The 15,178-nt window shown below is 67.6% G+C and carries 17 protein-coding genes; 13 read left to right on the forward strand and 4 right to left on the reverse strand.

All coding sequences use genetic code 11. The features are described from left to right. Positions 1-34 precede the first annotated feature (34 nt). Positions 35-1,357 carry a dicarboxylate/amino acid:cation symporter gene (locus tag Q0579_RS16790; protein WP_298814497.1) on the forward strand — a complete coding sequence of 441 codons (1,323 nt, stop codon included), beginning with the start codon at positions 35-37 and terminating at the stop codon, positions 1,355-1,357. Here the strand turns inward: Q0579_RS16790 and Q0579_RS16795 are convergent. Further along, the gene (locus Q0579_RS16795) at positions 1,354-2,862 is read right to left on the reverse strand and encodes a YifB family Mg chelatase-like AAA ATPase (RefSeq protein ID WP_298814500.1); all 1,509 of its coding nucleotides are present in this window, start codon (positions 2,860-2,862) and stop codon (positions 1,354-1,356) included. The two genes, Q0579_RS16790 and Q0579_RS16795, sit on opposite strands and share 4 nt — an antisense overlap. A 173-nt stretch (positions 2,863-3,035) precedes the next feature. On the opposite strand from Q0579_RS16795, the gene rpmH reads away from it, so the two are divergent. The 9 genes from rpmH (at position 3,036) to msrB (ending at position 9,114) form a co-directional block, all read left to right on the forward strand. Then, positions 3,036-3,170 (forward strand): 50S ribosomal protein L34, encoded by a 135-nt coding sequence (gene rpmH / locus Q0579_RS16800; protein WP_017978410.1) that lies wholly within the window; start codon positions 3,036-3,038, stop codon positions 3,168-3,170. A 47-nt stretch (positions 3,171-3,217) separates the two neighbouring features. After that, complete coding sequence (gene rnpA, locus Q0579_RS16805; protein WP_298814504.1) at positions 3,218-3,577, forward strand: ribonuclease P protein component; 360 nt, start codon at positions 3,218-3,220, stop codon at positions 3,575-3,577. After that, the gene (yidD, locus tag Q0579_RS16810) at positions 3,574-3,786 is read left to right on the forward strand and encodes a membrane protein insertion efficiency factor YidD (RefSeq protein ID WP_298814507.1); all 213 of its coding nucleotides are present in this window, start codon (positions 3,574-3,576) and stop codon (positions 3,784-3,786) included. The genes rnpA and yidD overlap by 4 nt, the downstream gene beginning before the upstream one ends. Before the next feature lie 19 nt (positions 3,787-3,805). Next, positions 3,806-5,509 (forward strand): membrane protein insertase YidC, encoded by a 1,704-nt coding sequence (yidC, locus tag Q0579_RS16815; RefSeq protein WP_298814510.1) that lies wholly within the window; start codon positions 3,806-3,808, stop codon positions 5,507-5,509. Continuing rightward, positions 5,506-6,174 (forward strand): ribosome biogenesis GTP-binding protein YihA/YsxC, encoded by a 669-nt coding sequence (gene yihA / locus Q0579_RS16820; RefSeq protein ID WP_298814513.1) that lies wholly within the window; start codon positions 5,506-5,508, stop codon positions 6,172-6,174. The genes yidC and yihA overlap by 4 nt, the downstream gene beginning before the upstream one ends. A gap of 63 nt (positions 6,175-6,237) precedes the next feature. After that, positions 6,238-6,900: a glutathione S-transferase gene (locus Q0579_RS16825; protein WP_298814516.1), complete on the forward strand. Its 663-nt coding sequence runs from the start codon at positions 6,238-6,240 to the stop codon at positions 6,898-6,900. Further along, positions 6,897-8,039 carry a succinyl-diaminopimelate desuccinylase gene (dapE, locus tag Q0579_RS16830; RefSeq protein WP_298814519.1) on the forward strand — a complete coding sequence of 381 codons (1,143 nt, stop codon included), beginning with the start codon at positions 6,897-6,899 and terminating at the stop codon, positions 8,037-8,039. Before Q0579_RS16825 ends, dapE begins: the two co-directional genes overlap by 4 nt. Before the next feature lie 62 nt (positions 8,040-8,101). Beyond that, positions 8,102-8,629 carry a DUF1440 domain-containing protein gene (locus Q0579_RS16835; protein WP_298814523.1) on the forward strand — a complete coding sequence of 176 codons (528 nt, stop codon included), beginning with the start codon at positions 8,102-8,104 and terminating at the stop codon, positions 8,627-8,629. A gap of 38 nt (positions 8,630-8,667) precedes the next feature. Continuing rightward, on the forward strand, positions 8,668-9,114 hold the full coding sequence (gene msrB, locus Q0579_RS16840; protein ID WP_298814528.1) for a peptide-methionine (R)-S-oxide reductase MsrB: 447 nt from the start codon (positions 8,668-8,670) through the stop codon (positions 9,112-9,114). 4 nt (positions 9,115-9,118) lie between these two features. Here the strand turns inward: msrB and Q0579_RS16845 are convergent, their stop codons facing one another. The 3 genes from Q0579_RS16845 to Q0579_RS16855 are packed head-to-tail and all read right to left on the reverse strand — an operon-like array spanning position 9,119 to position 11,587. Continuing rightward, positions 9,119-9,664, reverse strand: coding sequence for a Smr/MutS family protein (locus Q0579_RS16845; protein ID WP_298814531.1), 546 nt, complete (start codon positions 9,662-9,664; stop codon positions 9,119-9,121). After that, positions 9,642-10,946 carry an MltA domain-containing protein gene (locus Q0579_RS16850; protein ID WP_298814534.1) on the reverse strand — a complete coding sequence of 435 codons (1,305 nt, stop codon included), beginning with the start codon at positions 10,944-10,946 and terminating at the stop codon, positions 9,642-9,644. The genes Q0579_RS16845 and Q0579_RS16850 overlap by 23 nt, the downstream gene beginning before the upstream one ends. After that, positions 10,943-11,587 (reverse strand): Tim44/TimA family putative adaptor protein, encoded by a 645-nt coding sequence (locus tag Q0579_RS16855; protein WP_298814536.1) that lies wholly within the window; start codon positions 11,585-11,587, stop codon positions 10,943-10,945. Before Q0579_RS16855 ends, Q0579_RS16850 begins: the two co-directional genes overlap by 4 nt. A gap of 145 nt (positions 11,588-11,732) precedes the next feature. Here Q0579_RS16855 and secB point away from each other — a divergent pair, with 145 nt between their 5' ends. The 3 genes from secB to trpS are packed head-to-tail and all read left to right on the forward strand — an operon-like array spanning position 11,733 to position 14,891. Then, positions 11,733-12,245 (forward strand): protein-export chaperone SecB, encoded by a 513-nt coding sequence (gene secB / locus Q0579_RS16860; RefSeq protein ID WP_298814539.1) that lies wholly within the window; start codon positions 11,733-11,735, stop codon positions 12,243-12,245. Between the two features lie 28 nt (positions 12,246-12,273). After that, positions 12,274-13,863, forward strand: a complete 1,590-nt coding sequence (murJ, locus tag Q0579_RS16865) for a murein biosynthesis integral membrane protein MurJ (RefSeq protein WP_298814542.1) — start codon at positions 12,274-12,276, stop codon at positions 13,861-13,863. A gap of 20 nt (positions 13,864-13,883) precedes the next feature. Continuing rightward, a complete protein-coding gene (gene trpS / locus Q0579_RS16870; protein ID WP_298814603.1) occupies positions 13,884-14,891 on the forward strand; it encodes a tryptophan--tRNA ligase in 1,008 nt (335 codons plus the stop codon). The last annotated feature ends 287 nt before the right edge of the window (positions 14,892-15,178 follow it).

Genomic DNA, 15,178 nt, shown 5'->3' on the forward strand with positions numbered 1-15,178 from the left:
CCTTCCCTTTTGGCACACGTGCGGGAGCAATGATTTGGCCAAGCGGCTGACCTTGTACATCATGATCGGGCTGGTCGCGGGGCTGTTGGTCGGCCTGGGGCTGAACACCTGGCTCGACGACGGAACGCCCGCGGCCGCCGCGCGGCTGACCGAGATCGCGGGCTATTTCTCGATTCTGACCAGCTTGTTCCTGCGCCTGATCAAGATGATCATCGCGCCGCTGGTGTTCGCAACGCTGGTGTCGGGGATCGCGCAGATGGGCGATACCAAGGCGTTGGGGCGGATCGGCGGGCGCGCGCTTGGCTGGTTCATCTGCGCGAGCCTGGTGTCGCTCGGGCTCGGGCTGATCCTGGTGAACCTGTTCCAGCCCGGCGTCGGCATCAACCTGACGCTGCCCGCCGCGAGCGCAGCGTCGGGGGTCGAGACGACGGGGTTCAACCTCAAGGACTTCGTCACCCATATCGTCCCCGCCTCGATGGTGGATGCGATGGCGAAGAACGAGATCCTGCAGATCGTCGTCATGTCGCTGTTCGTCGGCGTCGGCATCACCGCGGTGGGCGACAAGGCCGCGCCGCTGATCCGCGGCATCGACGCGCTGGTGCATGTGATGCTCCAGGTGACCGATTACGTCATGCGCGTCGCGCCGGTCGCGGTGTTCGCCGCGGTTGCGGGTACGCTGACCGAGCGCGGCGCGGGGGTGATCGGGCAGCTCGCCTATTTCATGGGCAGCTTCTACCTGACCCTGCTGACGCTGTGGGCGGTGCTGCTGGGCGTCGGAACGTTGTTCATCGGGCAGCGGATCATCGACCTGATCCGCCACGTGCGCGAGCCGCTGCTGGTCGCCTTCTCGACCGCGTCGTCGGAGGCCGCCTATCCGCGGATGCTGGAGGCGCTCGACCGCTTCGGGGTGCCGCCGCGGATCGCCAGCTTCGTGCTGCCGCTGGGTTACTCGTTCAACCTCGACGGATCGATGATCTATATGGGGTTTGCGTCGCTGTTCGTCGCGCAGGCGTACGGCATCGACCTGTCGATCGGACAGCAGATCACCATGCTGCTGGTGCTGATGGTGACGAGCAAGGGGATCGCGGGCGTGCCGCGGGCGAGCCTGGTGGTGATCGCGGCGACGATGCCGATGTTCAACATTCCCGAAGCGGGGCTGCTGCTGATCCTGGCGGTGGACCACTTCCTCGACATGGGCCGCACTGCCACAAACGTGATCGGTAATGCGGTCGCGAGCGCGGTGGTGGCGAAATGGGAGGGCGGGTTCGACGCACCCGAGCCGGTTGCGATCGAGGCGCCGCGCGCGCCGAGCGGGCACGGCCCGGCCGACCCGGTCACCTCGTTCCGCGACGTCTAGTTGCGTGGGGGTTGGCGGCGGTAGCTGAGCGCTTCGGCGACATGGATGCGTCCGATCGTCTCCGTGCCGGCCAGATCGGCGACCGTGCGCGCGACGCGTAGCACCCGCGTGTAGCTGCGCGCGCTGAGGCGTAGCTGCGCGGCGGCCTGCGCGAGGAGTTGCCGGCCAGCCTCGTCTGGGGTGGCGAAGCGGTCGAGCGTGTCGCCGTCGAGTTCGGCATTGGTGCGCAGGCCGCTTCCCGCCAGTCGTTCGGTCTGCACCGCCCTTGCCGCGGCGACGCGCCCGGCGACCTCGGCCGAGCCCTCACGCGGGGGCGGGAGCGTCAGGTCGGCGGCGGTGACCGCCTGCACCTCGACGTGCAGGTCGATGCGGTCGAGCAGCGGGCCCGACACCTTGGCCTGATAGTCCGCCGCGCATTTCGGCGCGCGCGCGCAGGCAAGGCTCGCGTCGCCCAGATGCCCGCAGCGGCACGGGTTCATCGCGGCGATCAGTTGCACGCGCGCCGGAAAGGTGACGTGCGCGTTGGCGCGCGCGACGCTGACGGTGCCGGTCTCAAGCGGCTGGCGCAGCGAGTCGAGCACCGCGCGCTGGAACTCGGGCAGTTCATCGAGGAACAGCACGCCCATGTGTGCGAGGCTGACCTCGCCCGGCTTGACGCGCAGTCCGCCGCCGGTCAGCGCCGCCATCGAGGCGGAATGGTGCGGTTGGCGGAACGGGCGCACGCGGGTGAGTTGCCCGTTCGACAGCGTGCCCGCGACCGACTGTACCATGCTGACCTCCAGCGCCTCGGCCGCGTCGAGCGGCGGCAGGATGCCGGGCAGGCACGCCGCCATCAGCGACTTGCCCGCACCGGGTGGTCCGACCATCAGCAGATTGTGCGAGCCCGCTGCCGCGATCTCCAGCGCGCGCTTCGCGGTTTCCTGCCCTTTTACCTGGCGCAGATCGGGGCCGCTGCGCGTGTCGATTACCTCGCCGGGGCGCGGGCTGGCGAGCAGTTGCACGCCTTTCAGGTGGTTGAGCAGCCCGAGCAGGTCGGGCGCGGCGACGACTTCGATCCCGGCGCTCCAGGCGGCTTCCGGCCCTTGCGCGGCGGGGCAGATCAGCCCCTTCCCCACTTCGGCGGCGTGGATCGCGGCAAGGAGGACGCCGGGCGACGGAGCCAGACGTCCGTCGAGGCCCAGCTCGCCGACGATGACGTAGTCGGCCAGCGCCTCGGCATCGACCACACCCATGGCCGCCAGCAGCCCCAGCGCGATCGGAAGGTCGAAGTGTGACCCCTCCTTGGGCAGATCGGCGGGCGACAGGTTGACCGCGATCCGCTTGGGCGGCAGCGACAGCCCCATGCTGGCGATCGCACCGCGCACCCGCTCGCGGCTCTCACCCACCGCCTTGTCGGCGAGCCCGACGAGGTTGAACGCGGGAAGACCCGCGATCAGTTGTACCTGCACCTCGACCGCGCGCGCCTCCAAACCCAGATATGCCACTGTGGATACGATCGCGACCATCTCGGCTCCCCCCGCTACGCTTGTCATAGCGTGGTCGCGGATGCTGCGAAGACGACAAGACTTACTGATGCGGCTCGTCCGCGTTGACTTACGGCGCGTGTTTCCGTAAGCGGCGCAGCGTTGGGGCTGCCCGTGTGGTGGCCCCTTGATATTTGTTTTTCAGGACATGAACGATGAAGCGGACCTTTCAGCCGAGCAACCTGGTGCGTGCACGCCGTCACGGCTTTCGCTCGCGGATGGCGACGGTCGGCGGCCGTGCGGTGATCCGGGCGCGTCGCGCGCGCGGCCGCAAGAAGCTGTCGGCGTAAGCTACACCTCCAGCGACCGGGGCACGCCGCGCGTGACGCCGGGGCGCATGACGAAACGGCCGGAGTATCTGGCCGCGAACGCCGGGCGTCGGGCGCCGACGCCCGGCTTCGTTTTGTTGGTCAAGGATCGTCGCGACGGCGATCCCGCGATGCGGATCGGCATCACCGTGACCAAGAAGGTCGGCAATGCGGTGGTCCGCAACCGGATCAAGCGACGTTTCCGCGCGCTGGCGCGGGAAGTGTTGCCCGACGCGGGATGCGCGGGCGCCGACCACGTGCTGATCGGGCGCGACGCTGCGCTGACGCGTGACCATGCGGCGCTCAAGCACGATCTGGTGCGCGCGCTGGAACGTGCGGCCAAGGCGTCGGAGGGCGACACGCGCCCTCGCACCCGCAAGCGGAAATGATTGCGCGCGCGCTGATCCTGGTCGCGCGCGCGTGGCAATTGGGGCCGAGCGTGGTGCTGCCGCCGTCGTGCCGGTACCAGCCGTCGTGTTCGGCCTATGCAATAGAGGCGCTGCGCCGCTATGGAGCGGCCAAGGGCGGATGGTTGGCGGTTAAGCGGATCGCGCGCTGCCATCCTTGGGGCGGACACGGACCCGATCCGGTTCCGTGATGACGAGTTGGGGCGCCGAGTGAACAACGACAACAAGAATTTCATCGTGTTCGCGGTGATCGCGGCGCTGATCCTGTTCGGCTGGCCGCTGGCGCAGAGCCGGTTCTTCCCGACCGCGAACCCGCCCGCGACCAAGATCGTCGATGGCAAGTCGAAAGCATTGCCGCAGCCCGGTGCCGATCCGACCGCGGACGGCCCGACCGCGATGCGCGACCGTCGCGCGGTGCTGGCGGAGAGCCCGCGCGTGCGCATCCAGACGCCACGCCTGCAGGGGTCGATCAACCTGCGCGGCGCGCGGATCGACGACCTGGTGCTGACCGATTACAAGGAAACGGTTGCCAAGAACTCGGCACCGATCCGGCTGCTGTCGCCCGCGGGCGCACCCGAGGCGTATTTCGCGCAATTCGGCTGGCGCGATGGTGGGCTGATGCCGCCTGCGTCGGACGCAGTGTGGACCGCTTCCTCCAACATCCTCGCTCCCGGTCGTCCGGTAACGCTGACCGCAGCGAACGCGCGCGGACAGCGCTTCCGCATCGATCTGTCGATCGACAACGACTATCTGTTCACCATCCGCCAGACAGTGGCGAACGCGGGCCAGACGGCGGTGCCGGTGGCTAGCTACGCGCTGGTCAACCGCGCCGGCGTGTCGAAGGACCCGGACAGCTGGACAATCCACACCGGTCCGATGGCGGTGTACGACAATGCGGCGCACTACGGCCCCAACTTCAAGGACGTCGACGAGGGTCCGCAGCGTTTCGCATCCAAGGGCGGCTGGCTGGGCTTCACCGACAAATACTGGCTGACCGCGCTGATCCCCGACCAGTCGCGCAGCTTCGACGGGCAGTTCCGCGCCGGTGCTGGCAAGACCTATCAGGGTGATTTCACCGGTGCGGCGCAGATGCTCGCTCCGGGTGCGCAGGTATCGCAGACGACGCGCTTCTTCGCGGGCGCGAAGGAAGTGAAGCTGCTCGATCAATATACCGACAACGGTACCGCGGCGAAGCTCGATTATGCGCTCGACTGGGGCTGGTTCCGCTTGGTCGAGAAGCCGATCTTCTATTATCTCGATCTGCTGTTCCGTCTGGTGGGCAATTTCGGCGTCGCGATCATCCTGCTGACGCTGACGATCCGTCTGCTCGTCTTCCCGATCGCGCAGCGCCAGTTTCGCAGCATGGCCGCGATGCGTGCGATCCAGCCCAAGATGAAGGCGATCCAGGAACGCCACAAGGACGACAAGCAGCGCCAGCAGCAGGAGATCATGGCGCTGTACAAGGCGGAGAAGGTCAATCCGCTCGCGGGCTGCCTGCCGACGCTGATCCAGATCCCGATCTTCTACGCGCTGTACAAGGTGCTGCTGCTGACGATCGAGATGCGCCACCAGCCGTTCGTGCTGTGGATCAAGGATCTGTCCGCGCCCGATCCGTTGACCCCGGTCAACCTGTTCGGCCTGCTCGATTTTACCCCGCCGCACGTGATCGCGATCGGCGTGGTGCCGATCCTGCTCGGCATCTCGATGTTCTTCCAGTTCCGCCTGAACCCGGCGCCGATGGACGATGCGCAGAAGCAGGTGTTCGCGATCATGCCGTGGGTGCTGATGTTCGTGATGGCGCCGTTCGCGGTCGGATTGCAGGTCTATTGGATCACCACCAACTGCATCTCGATCCTGCAGCAGAAGTGGCTGTACAGCCGGCATCCGCAGCTGAAGCAGGCTGCAGCCAAGTGAACGGCGACCCCTCCGACATCGGCGGCGAGGCGTTTGACGACGAACAGATCGAGATCGCGCGCAAATTGTTTGCAGGACCGGTCGAGTTCCTGAAGTCGGCGCCCGCGCTCACCTTTTTGCCTCCGCCCGTCGTGCCCGAGGTCGCGTTCGCGGGACGCTCGAACGTCGGCAAATCGTCGCTGCTGAACGCGTTGACGGGACGCAAGTCGCTGGCGCGCACCTCCGTCACGCCGGGGCGGACGCAGGAGCTGAACTTCTTCGACGTCGGGCAGCCGCTCGCTTTGCGATTGGTCGATATGCCGGGCTATGGTTTCGCCAAGGCGCCCAAGGACATGGTCAAGAAGTGGCGTTTCCTGGTCAACGACTTCCTGCGCGGACGGCAGGCGTTGAAGCGTGCATTGGTGCTGATCGACAGCCGCCACGGCATCAAGGACGTCGATCGCGAGATCCTGGAGATGCTCGACCGCGCCGCGGTCAGCTACCGGCTGGTGTTGACCAAGGCGGACAAGGTCAAGGCAACCGACCTCGCCGACGTGACCGCGGCGACCGCGGCGGAAGCGCGCAAGCACGCCGCCGCGCATCCCGACATCATCCAAACGTCGAGCGAGGGCGGGATGGGCATCCCCGAATTGCGCGCCGCGGTGCTGGAAGCCGTCAACGCCTGACCGCGGGGAGCGCGCCACGCGGGCGCTTGTCGTCCCCTGCCCGCACCCGTATCGCTGACACCCATGAAGCTCATCATCGGCAACAAGGCCTATTCGTCGTGGTCGCTGCGCGGCTGGCTCGCGTGCAAGCAGTCGGGGCTTGCCTTCGAGGAGGTCGTCGTGCCCCTCTACGACGAGGAATGGGACAAGCGCCGCGAAGGCGATGAGTTCGCGCCTTCGTCGGGCAAGGTGCCAATCCTGTGGGACGGCGACGCGGTGGTGTGGGACAGCCTGGCGATCGTCGAGTACCTGTCGGACAAGGTCGGGCGCGAACGCTTCTGGCCCGAGGACGAGGCGGCGCGCGCGATGGCGCGCTCGATGGCGGCGGAAATGCATTCGAGCTTCGCCGCGCTTCGCCGCAAGCACAGCATGAACATCCGCCAGATCTTCGCCCCCAAGCGCCCCGACGATGACGTAATCGCGGACCTGTCGCGGATCATGGAATTGTGGGCGCAGGCGCGCGCGCGCTTCGGGGGTGGTGGCGACTTCCTGTTCGGGGAGTTCGGCGCGGCCGACATCATGTTCGCGCCCGTGTGCACGCGCATCGTCACCTACTCGCTGCCCGCGCCCCGCTTTGCCGCCGCTTACATAGCCGCGGTGCTGTCGCATCCGTTCATGCAGGACTGGATCGCGGGGGCGCAGGCGGAGGATTGGGTACTCGAACAATTCGAGCAGCCCGCGGCGTGAGTGCGCCCGCTGCGGTCGACGTGGTCGAACTCGCCCGCGCGCTGATCGACGCGGAGAGCGTGACGCCGGCGCGGGGTGCCGTGTTCGACGTGCTGGAGGCAGCACTGGTGCCGCTCGGCTTCGCGGTCGAGCGGTTCGTCGCCGGGGAGGCGCCGGACGGGCCGGTCGAGAACCTGCTCGCGACGCGCGGGTCGGGGGCGCCGCATCTCGCCTTCGCCGGCCACGTCGACGTGGTGCCCGCGGGTGACGGCTGGACCACCCCGGCGTTCGAGAGCGAGGTACGCGACGGCCTGCTCTACGGGCGCGGCGCAGTCGACATGAAGGGCGCGGTCGCCGCGTTCGTCGCCGCGGCGAGCGGACATGAGCGTGACGGGCAGATCACGCTCGTCATCACCGGCGACGAGGAAGGTTCCGCCACCTTCGGCACCGTGGCGCTGATCGATCGCATGCGCGCGCGCGGGATCGCGCCTGAGCTGTGCGTGGTTGGCGAGCCGACCTCTGCGAAGCGCCTGGGTGACACGATCAAGATCGGGCGGCGCGGGTCGGTCAACATCTGGATCGACGTGCCCGGGCGACAGGGCCACGTTGCCTACCCGCACCTTGCGGACAATCCGATCCCCAAGCTGATCGCCGCGCTGGCCGAGCTGGACGCGCTGGTGCTGGATGCGGGTAATGCCTGGTTCCAGCCATCGAACCTGGAAGTGACCGATATCACGGTCGGTAATCCGGCGACCAACGTGATCCCGGCCGCGGCGAAGGCGCGCATCAGCATCCGCTTCAACGACGAGCACCATGGCGACGAGCTTGCGGCGCGGGTGACCGAGATCGTGCACCGCCACGCACCCGACGCGATGGTCACCCCGCGCGTATCCGGCGAGGCGTTCCTGACCGAACCGGGCGCGCTTTCCACCATGCTCTCGGCCGCGATCCACGACGAGACGGGTTTCGTGCCAGAGCTGTCGACCACCGGCGGCACCTCGGACGCGCGCTTCCTTCGCGCGCTCTGTCCGGTGGTCGAGTTCGGGCTGCTGAACGCCACCATGCACCAGCGCGACGAGGCAGTGGCGGTGGACGACCTCCGCGCCCTTACCCGCATCTACGCCAACCTGATCGATCGCGCGTTCGGAACTGTCGCGTAGCGCAACCTCGACCAGCATTGCTCGTTCTCGCCGCTCAACATAGGTTAGTCGAGGAGTGGCGCATGGCTGAGCAGGACGAGAGCGACGTGGCCAAGGTGCTGCGCGGTGTGGTCGCGGGTGCGATCGCGGGAGCAGTCGCCTCGTTCGCGATGGACCGGTTCCAGGCGGTGGTGACCGCAGTCTCTTCTTCCGACCGCGACGACAACGGTAACGATGAGGGCGAACAGTCCGAACCCGCGACCGAGAAGGCCGCCGATGCGATCGCGCAGCAGGTGGCCGGACGCGCGATCGCCGACGCCGACAAGCCGCTCGCCGGTCAGGCGATCCATTACGCGCTCGGTGTCGGGCTCGGCATCGCCTACGGCATCGCGGCGGAGTTCCGCCCGTCGCTGACGGCAGGTTACGGCATCGGCTTCGGCGTCGCCACCGCAACGTTGCTCGACGAGGCGGCGGTGCCCGCGGTGGGGCTTGGCAGCGCGCCGTGGCATACCGATCTATCGACCAACCTCTATTCCTACGCCTCGCACCTGGTGTTCGGCGCGACGAGCGAGTTGGTGCGGCGGCAGGTCGCAGACACGCTCCGCGCATGAACACGCCCGGGCGGGGCCAGAGGCATCAAGGAGCGACCATGACCAATTATACCAAGACCGAAGAAGCCATCGCGCGGCTGACGCCCGAGCAATTCTACGTGACGCAGCAGAGCGGCACCGAGCGGCCGGGCACGGGCGAGTATCTCTACAACAAGAAGGCGGGCATCTACGTCGACATCGTCTCGGGTGAGCCGCTGTTCGCGTCGGCGGACAAGTATGAGTCGCATTGCGGCTGGCCGAGCTTCACCAAGCCGATCGAGCCCGCGCGCGTCAACGAACTATCCGATCGCAGCCACGGCATGGTGCGTACCGAGGTCCGCTCGGCGGGCGGCGACAGCCACCTGGGACACGTGTTCGATGACGGCCCGCGCGACCGCGGTGGCTTGCGCTATTGCATCAATTCGGCCGCGCTCCGCTTCGTGCCCAAGGAGCAGATGGAGGCGGAAGGATACGGCGCGTATCTCGATCAGGTCGAGGACGCCTGACGCGTCAGCGTCTGCGGCGCAGAATGACGTACAAGGCCCCCGCGCCACCGTGGCGCGGGTGCGCGTTGCGAACCGCGGCGATGGCATCTGCGTGACGTGACAGCTGCAGCCAGTCGCCGATGGCGGCGCGGATCGCGCCACGCGCGTGGGGGCGCTCGCTTTCCTTGCGCGGCGGGCGACCGGTCACGAGCAGGATCATCCGCTCGCCCTGCCTGATCGCCTGATCAAGCTGACAATCAAGCATCGCGTGTGCCGAGGCGAGTGTGTGACCGTGCAGGTCGATGGTCCGGTCGGGCGCGACCATGCCGGTCGCCAGCTTGCGATCCCAGCTGCGGTCGAGCGTGTTCGCACTGGTACGCGGCACAGGCGCCGCGACTCGGACCGGCTGTGACACCGGCGCGGGCGTTGGTGCCACCGCCTTCGCATTCGCAGGCTTCGCGGCGGCGATCACGACCGGAAGGGGAGCAGGCTTGGCGGGCCGCAGCGGGCGCACGGTTGCGCGGACCTGTGCCCAGGCGCTCGCTTCTTCAGGGGCTAGGCGTCGTCCCACCGGCCGCTCCTCCGCTGCGCAGACGATCCACCGTCCCGACCGGCAGGAGCAGGAACGCGGTGCCACGGGCGCTCATCCCGCCGGCGATCGCGCGCGCCTCCGCGCCGGCACCCCAGAAGGTGTCGAACCGGTTCGCGCCCTTGATCGCGCCGCCGGTGTCCTGCGCCACCCAGATGCCGTTCGCGTCAACGCGGTCCATCGACAACAGCACGGGGGCGCCGAGCGGGATGAACTTCGGATCGGCGGCGACGGTGGCGCCACCCGTCACCGGCAGGCCGAGCGCGCCGAGCGGCGCGCCGTCGAGGACGCGGAAGAACACGAAGCTCTTGTTCTCGCGCATGATCGCGCGACCCTCGTCGGGGTGGTCGTGCAACCACTGCACGACGCCCTGCATCGATGCCTGATTGGGGCCGATCAGCCCGCGCGCGCGCATCAGCGCACCGATCCCGGTATAATCGCGACCGTTCTGCGTATCGTAGCCGATCCGCAGCAGCGATCCGTCGGGCATGCGGACGTTGCCCGAACCCTGGACCTGCAGGAAGAAGAACTCGACGGGATCGACCGCGTAGCCGAGCACCCGCGCGCTGCCGTTCAGCGCGCCCTCCTCGATCTGGGTGCGGTCGAAATAGGGCACGAACTTCGTACCATCGACGCGCCCCCTGATCTTCTTGCCCGCCAGGTCGGTCGAGAAGGCGCCGAGATCGACGTCGATCAGGTCGCTAGGCCGTGCGTAGATCGGCGCGTAGCCGGGGCGCTCTTCGCGCGCGCCGCGGATTTCGGGGATGTAGTAACCCGTCGCATAAGCGCGCCCGTCACCGACCTGTACGGGCTCGAGATAACGACGGAAGAAGTCGGCAGCCTGTGCGGGCGTGGTGTTTGCCGCGGCACTACAGGCCGGCTGCCAGTCGGTCGGCGTGGTCAACCCCGATTGATCGGCGCGGCGAACGAGGCTGGGGCATGACGTGCGGAACGCCTGCAACGCCGCCGATGCGTTCTCGGTTGATACCGGCAGCGCGCTCCAGTCCACCCCGCGCACGACGCCGGCCTGCGCCGCCGTCAGTGCTCCCGGAACCGGCGCTGCCGGAATTGGCAGGATCGGCGTGGCGGCGACCGGCTGACGTGGGCCGGGTTCATCGTAACGCTGTGGCTGCTCGCGGTGCCGCTCGCGCGATGGCGGCGGAAGAGAGCCCGTGTCCGCACGCGGCGGCGGCGCGACTCCGCCGACGCACGCCGACAGCGCCAGCGCACCCGCCAGCGCGGCTACCCCCCGGCGGTACCTCACGCCTCGTCGGTGTCCGCGAGCATCCAGTTCGGGTCGGCGCTCTTGAGCGTCCGTGTGAAGGTCCAGACGTCGTGCGTCTGTACCGCGTCGCTCAGCGATCCGGCGACGAGATTGCCCTCGGTGTCACGCGTGACTGCGGCGATATCGGCATCGAAGCGGACGGCGATCTGCGCCTGGCGTCCCTCGACCGACGCCGACACGATCGTCGCCCGCTCGATCGTGACCAGGCGATTGTCGAGCACGTGCCCGGCATCGCGGCGCGCTTCGATCGCCTCTACGAACGCCTGACGCACGTCGGGTACGACGAGATCGGCGAGCGCGTCCTCGTCGCCGCGCCAGAATGCTTCCAGGATCATGCGATACGCCGCCTGCGATCCGTCGACGAAACGCGTGACGTCGAAACCCGGCTCGGCCGATGCGATCGCGCGCAGGCCCGCCTCGGCACCGCTGTCGAAGGGCCGAACCGTCGTGCCGCGCACGTCGGGCACGTTCTCCACGGTGCGCGCGGGCGCCGCAGCGGCGATGCGCTCCTCGGCCGCACGCGGCAACGATTGCTCGTGCCCGCCGCGTTTGCCGAGCACCGAATATAAGCGAAGCGCCAGAAACGCGGCGACCATCGCGAGCAGGACAACGTAGAACACCGGGCCTCCGATCAGCAGACGCACAACATAGTCTGAGCCTGTCGGAACTTCAAATCGCCGAGCGGGCACGTTGTATCCGTCTGATCGCACTGCTAGGCGCGCGGCATTTGGCGCGCAGGCGCCTTCGGTCACGAGGAACAGGATCATGGACGAGCAGGACAACGGCGGCATGCAGGGTCAGGACCCGTTCGCCAACGGTGCCGATCAGGCCCCCGCGGCCGGCCTCATCTCGCAATATGTCAAGGACTTGTCGTTCGAAAATCCGAACGCGCCCGCGATCTACCAGAACGAGACCGCGCCCGAGATCAACGTGCAGTTCGACATCGGCGCGAACCAGGTCGGCGAGGAAGTGCACGAAGTCGTGCTCAAGATCGAGGTCCGCGCGACGTCGAACGGCCAAACCGCGTTCATCACCGAGCTGAGCTACGCCGGGTTGTTCGGCCTGCGCAACATCCCCGCCGAGCACGTCCAGCCGTTCCTGTTGGGCGAGGGTCCGCGCCTGCTGTTCCCGTTCGCGCGCCGCGTCGTGTCGGATGCGATCCGCGACGGCGGCTTCCCGCCGCTGGTGCTCGAGCCGATCGACTTCAACGCCCTGTTCCTCCAGCAGGCGCAGCAGCAGGGCATCCAGTTCGGCGACGGCCAGGTCGGCCACGCCTGATACCTGACGGGCCGGGGGCAACGAAGCGATGAACCTGGCCCGTGCGCTCGGCTCGGTCGGCGGACTGACGCTCGCCAGCCGCGTGTTGGCATTGGTGCGCGACACGCTGCAGGCGACCTATGTCGGCGCAAGTTTCGCGTCCGACGCATTTTTCGTCGCGTTCCGCCTGCCCAACATGTTCCGCGCGTTGTTCGCGGAAGGCGCTTTCTCGGCCGCCTTCATCCCGCTGTTCAACCGCAAGGTGGCGGAAGGCGGCGGTACGGCGGCCGGGGTCGACTTCGCCGAGCGTGCACTCGCCTTGCTGTTCCCGGTGCTGGTCGCATTCACTGCGATCATGTTGATCGCCGCCTATCCGATCACCTGGGCATTGTCAGGCGGGTTCGAACGGCAGAATCCTTCGCCCACCGACTTCGCCTTCGCAGTAAGTCTGTCGCGTTGTACCATTCCCTATCTCATGCTGATCTCGCTGGTGTCGCTACTCGGCGGCATCCTCAATTCGCTCAACAAATTCTGGGTCAATGCCGCCGCGCCGATCCTGTTGAACGTCGCGATGATCGCAGGATTGCTCTTCTTCCACGGCGACAGTGCGTTCGCGACCGCGCGCGCGCAGGCGATTTCGGTGACCGCGGGCGGCGCGCTCCAGCTCCTGTGGCTGATGTGGGCGTGCCGACGCGCGGGCGTGTCGCTGCGGCTGCGCTTTCCCAAGCTCGACGATGACGTGAAGCGGTTGATGAAACTGATCGTCCCCGCAGCCGCGGGCGCGGGCGCGGCGCAGATCAACCTCGCGATCTCGACCGCGCTGGCGGGCGGATTGCTGTCGGCGGGGTCGATCTCGGCGATCTATTATGCCGACCGGCTCAACCAGTTGCCGCTCGGTATGATCGGCATCGGGCTCGGCACCATCCTGCTTCCCGTCGTCTCGCGGCTGTTGAGCGAGGGACGCGAGGCGGAGGCGATGGAGACGCAGAACCGCGGGCTCGAACTCGCGCTGTTCCTGACTCTGCCCGCGACCGCCGCCTTCGTGTTCGCCGCGGAGCCGATCGTGCGCGGGCTGTTCCAGCACGGCGCGTTCGACGCCGCCGACACGACGCGCGCCGCGCTCGCGCTGTCAGCCTTCTCGATCGGTCTGCCCAGCTACGTGCTGGTGAAAGTCCTCACCCCGGGCTTCTACGCACGTGCGGACACCAAGACGCCGGTGCGGCTGGCATTGTGGTCGGTGGGCATCAACCTGATCGGCAATCTGATCCTGATCCCGCTGCTCGGCCATTATGAGATCGGGCAGGTCGGCCCGCCGCTCGCCACCGCGCTCGCTTCGACCGTCAACGTCGCGTCGCTCTACGTGACCCTCGCCAGACGCGGGCATTTCACGCTCGACACGCAGGTGCGGCGCAAGGTGCCGCGGCTCGCGATCGCCGCGGCGCTGATGGGCGCGACCTTGCTGCTCGTCACGCCGCGGATCGACCCCTATCTGACCGGCAGCATCGTCACGCGTGGATCGGCGCTCGCGGTGCTGGTCGGCGCGGGCGTGCTCGTCTACGCGCTCGCCTGTTTCGCGACCGGCGCGTTCCGCGTGGCCGATCTTCGTTCCCTTCTTCGCCGCAGAGCCTCTTCCCGATGAACCCCGACAATTCTTCCGGCATGCGCGTCGTCTCCGGCATCAAGCCGACCGGCAATCTACACCTCGGCAATTATCTCGGCGCGGTGAAGCAGTGGGTGGCGATGCAGGATCAGATCCTGTCGCAGAGCGGTGAGACGATGTATTTCATCGCCGACCTGCACGGGCTAACCGAGTGGATCGCACCCGCAGAGCTGCGCGCGAACACGATCGAGATGACCGCAACGCTGGTGGCGGCGGGGATCGATCCCGAACGCTCGATCCTGTTCAACCAGGCGCGCGTGCCGCAGCACAGCGAACTTTCCTGGCTACTCAACAACGTCGCGCGCGTCGGCTGGCTCAATCGCATGACGCAGTTCAAGGACAAGGCGGGCAAGAACCGTGAGGGCGCGAGCGTCGGCTTGTACGACTATCCCGTGCTGATGGCCGCGGACGTGCTGCTGTACAACGCGACGCACGTGCCCGTCGGCGAGGACCAGAAGCAGCATCTGGAGCTCGCGCGCGACATCGCGACCAAGTTCAACGCTGATTACGCGACCGAGTTGTTCACCCTGCCCGCCCCGCTGGTCAGCGAAGCGGCACCGCGCATCATGAGCCTGCGCGACGCGGGCGCGAAGATGTCGAAGTCTAACCCGTCGGAGCAGTCGGTGGTCAAGCTGATCGACCCGGACGAGGTGATCGCGGACAAGTTCCGCCGCGCCAAGACCGATGCCGACCTGCTGCCCGGGACATGGGAGGAGCTGGACGGGCGTGCCGAGGCGCGCAATCTCGTGACGATCTTCGCCGCGTTGGCCGATCGGGCGCCGCAGGATGTCGTGGTTGAGTTCGCGGGCAAGGGTTTCGGACAGTTCAAGCCCGCCCTGGCCGATCTGGCGGTGGCCAAGCTCGCGCCGATCCGCGACGAAATGACGCGGTTGCTCGACGATCGCGGCGCGATTGACGCGATCCTGGAACGCGGGGCCGAGCGCGCACGCGACCTCGCCGCACCGCTGCTGCGTCGGGCGCAGGAGGCGATGGGGCTGCTCGTCTGAGCTGCGCTGAGAGCAGTTGGCGGGGCTCGCCAGATGTTGGCGCATGACGCAGAGCGCTTGTCGGGAGGACACGACCTACGGAGCGATAACAGTCACTTAGCGATCTGGCACGATAGCTGCTGAGTGTTCCGTATCGAGGCTGCGGCCTCTCTCGATGCGGAGCAGACACCATGACCGATCAGCAGCAGAACCCCGGCAAACCCGCCCGCGACAGCATCTTCGGCGTCTGCGCCGTAAGCGTCCGGTCTTCTCCGCCTTGCTGACGAGGTGATGCGCAAGCCACAGGT

Origin of the sequence: uncultured Sphingomonas sp. (assembly GCF_936927845.1) — a bacterium.
Classification (GTDB): domain Bacteria; phylum Pseudomonadota; class Alphaproteobacteria; order Sphingomonadales; family Sphingomonadaceae; genus Sphingomonas.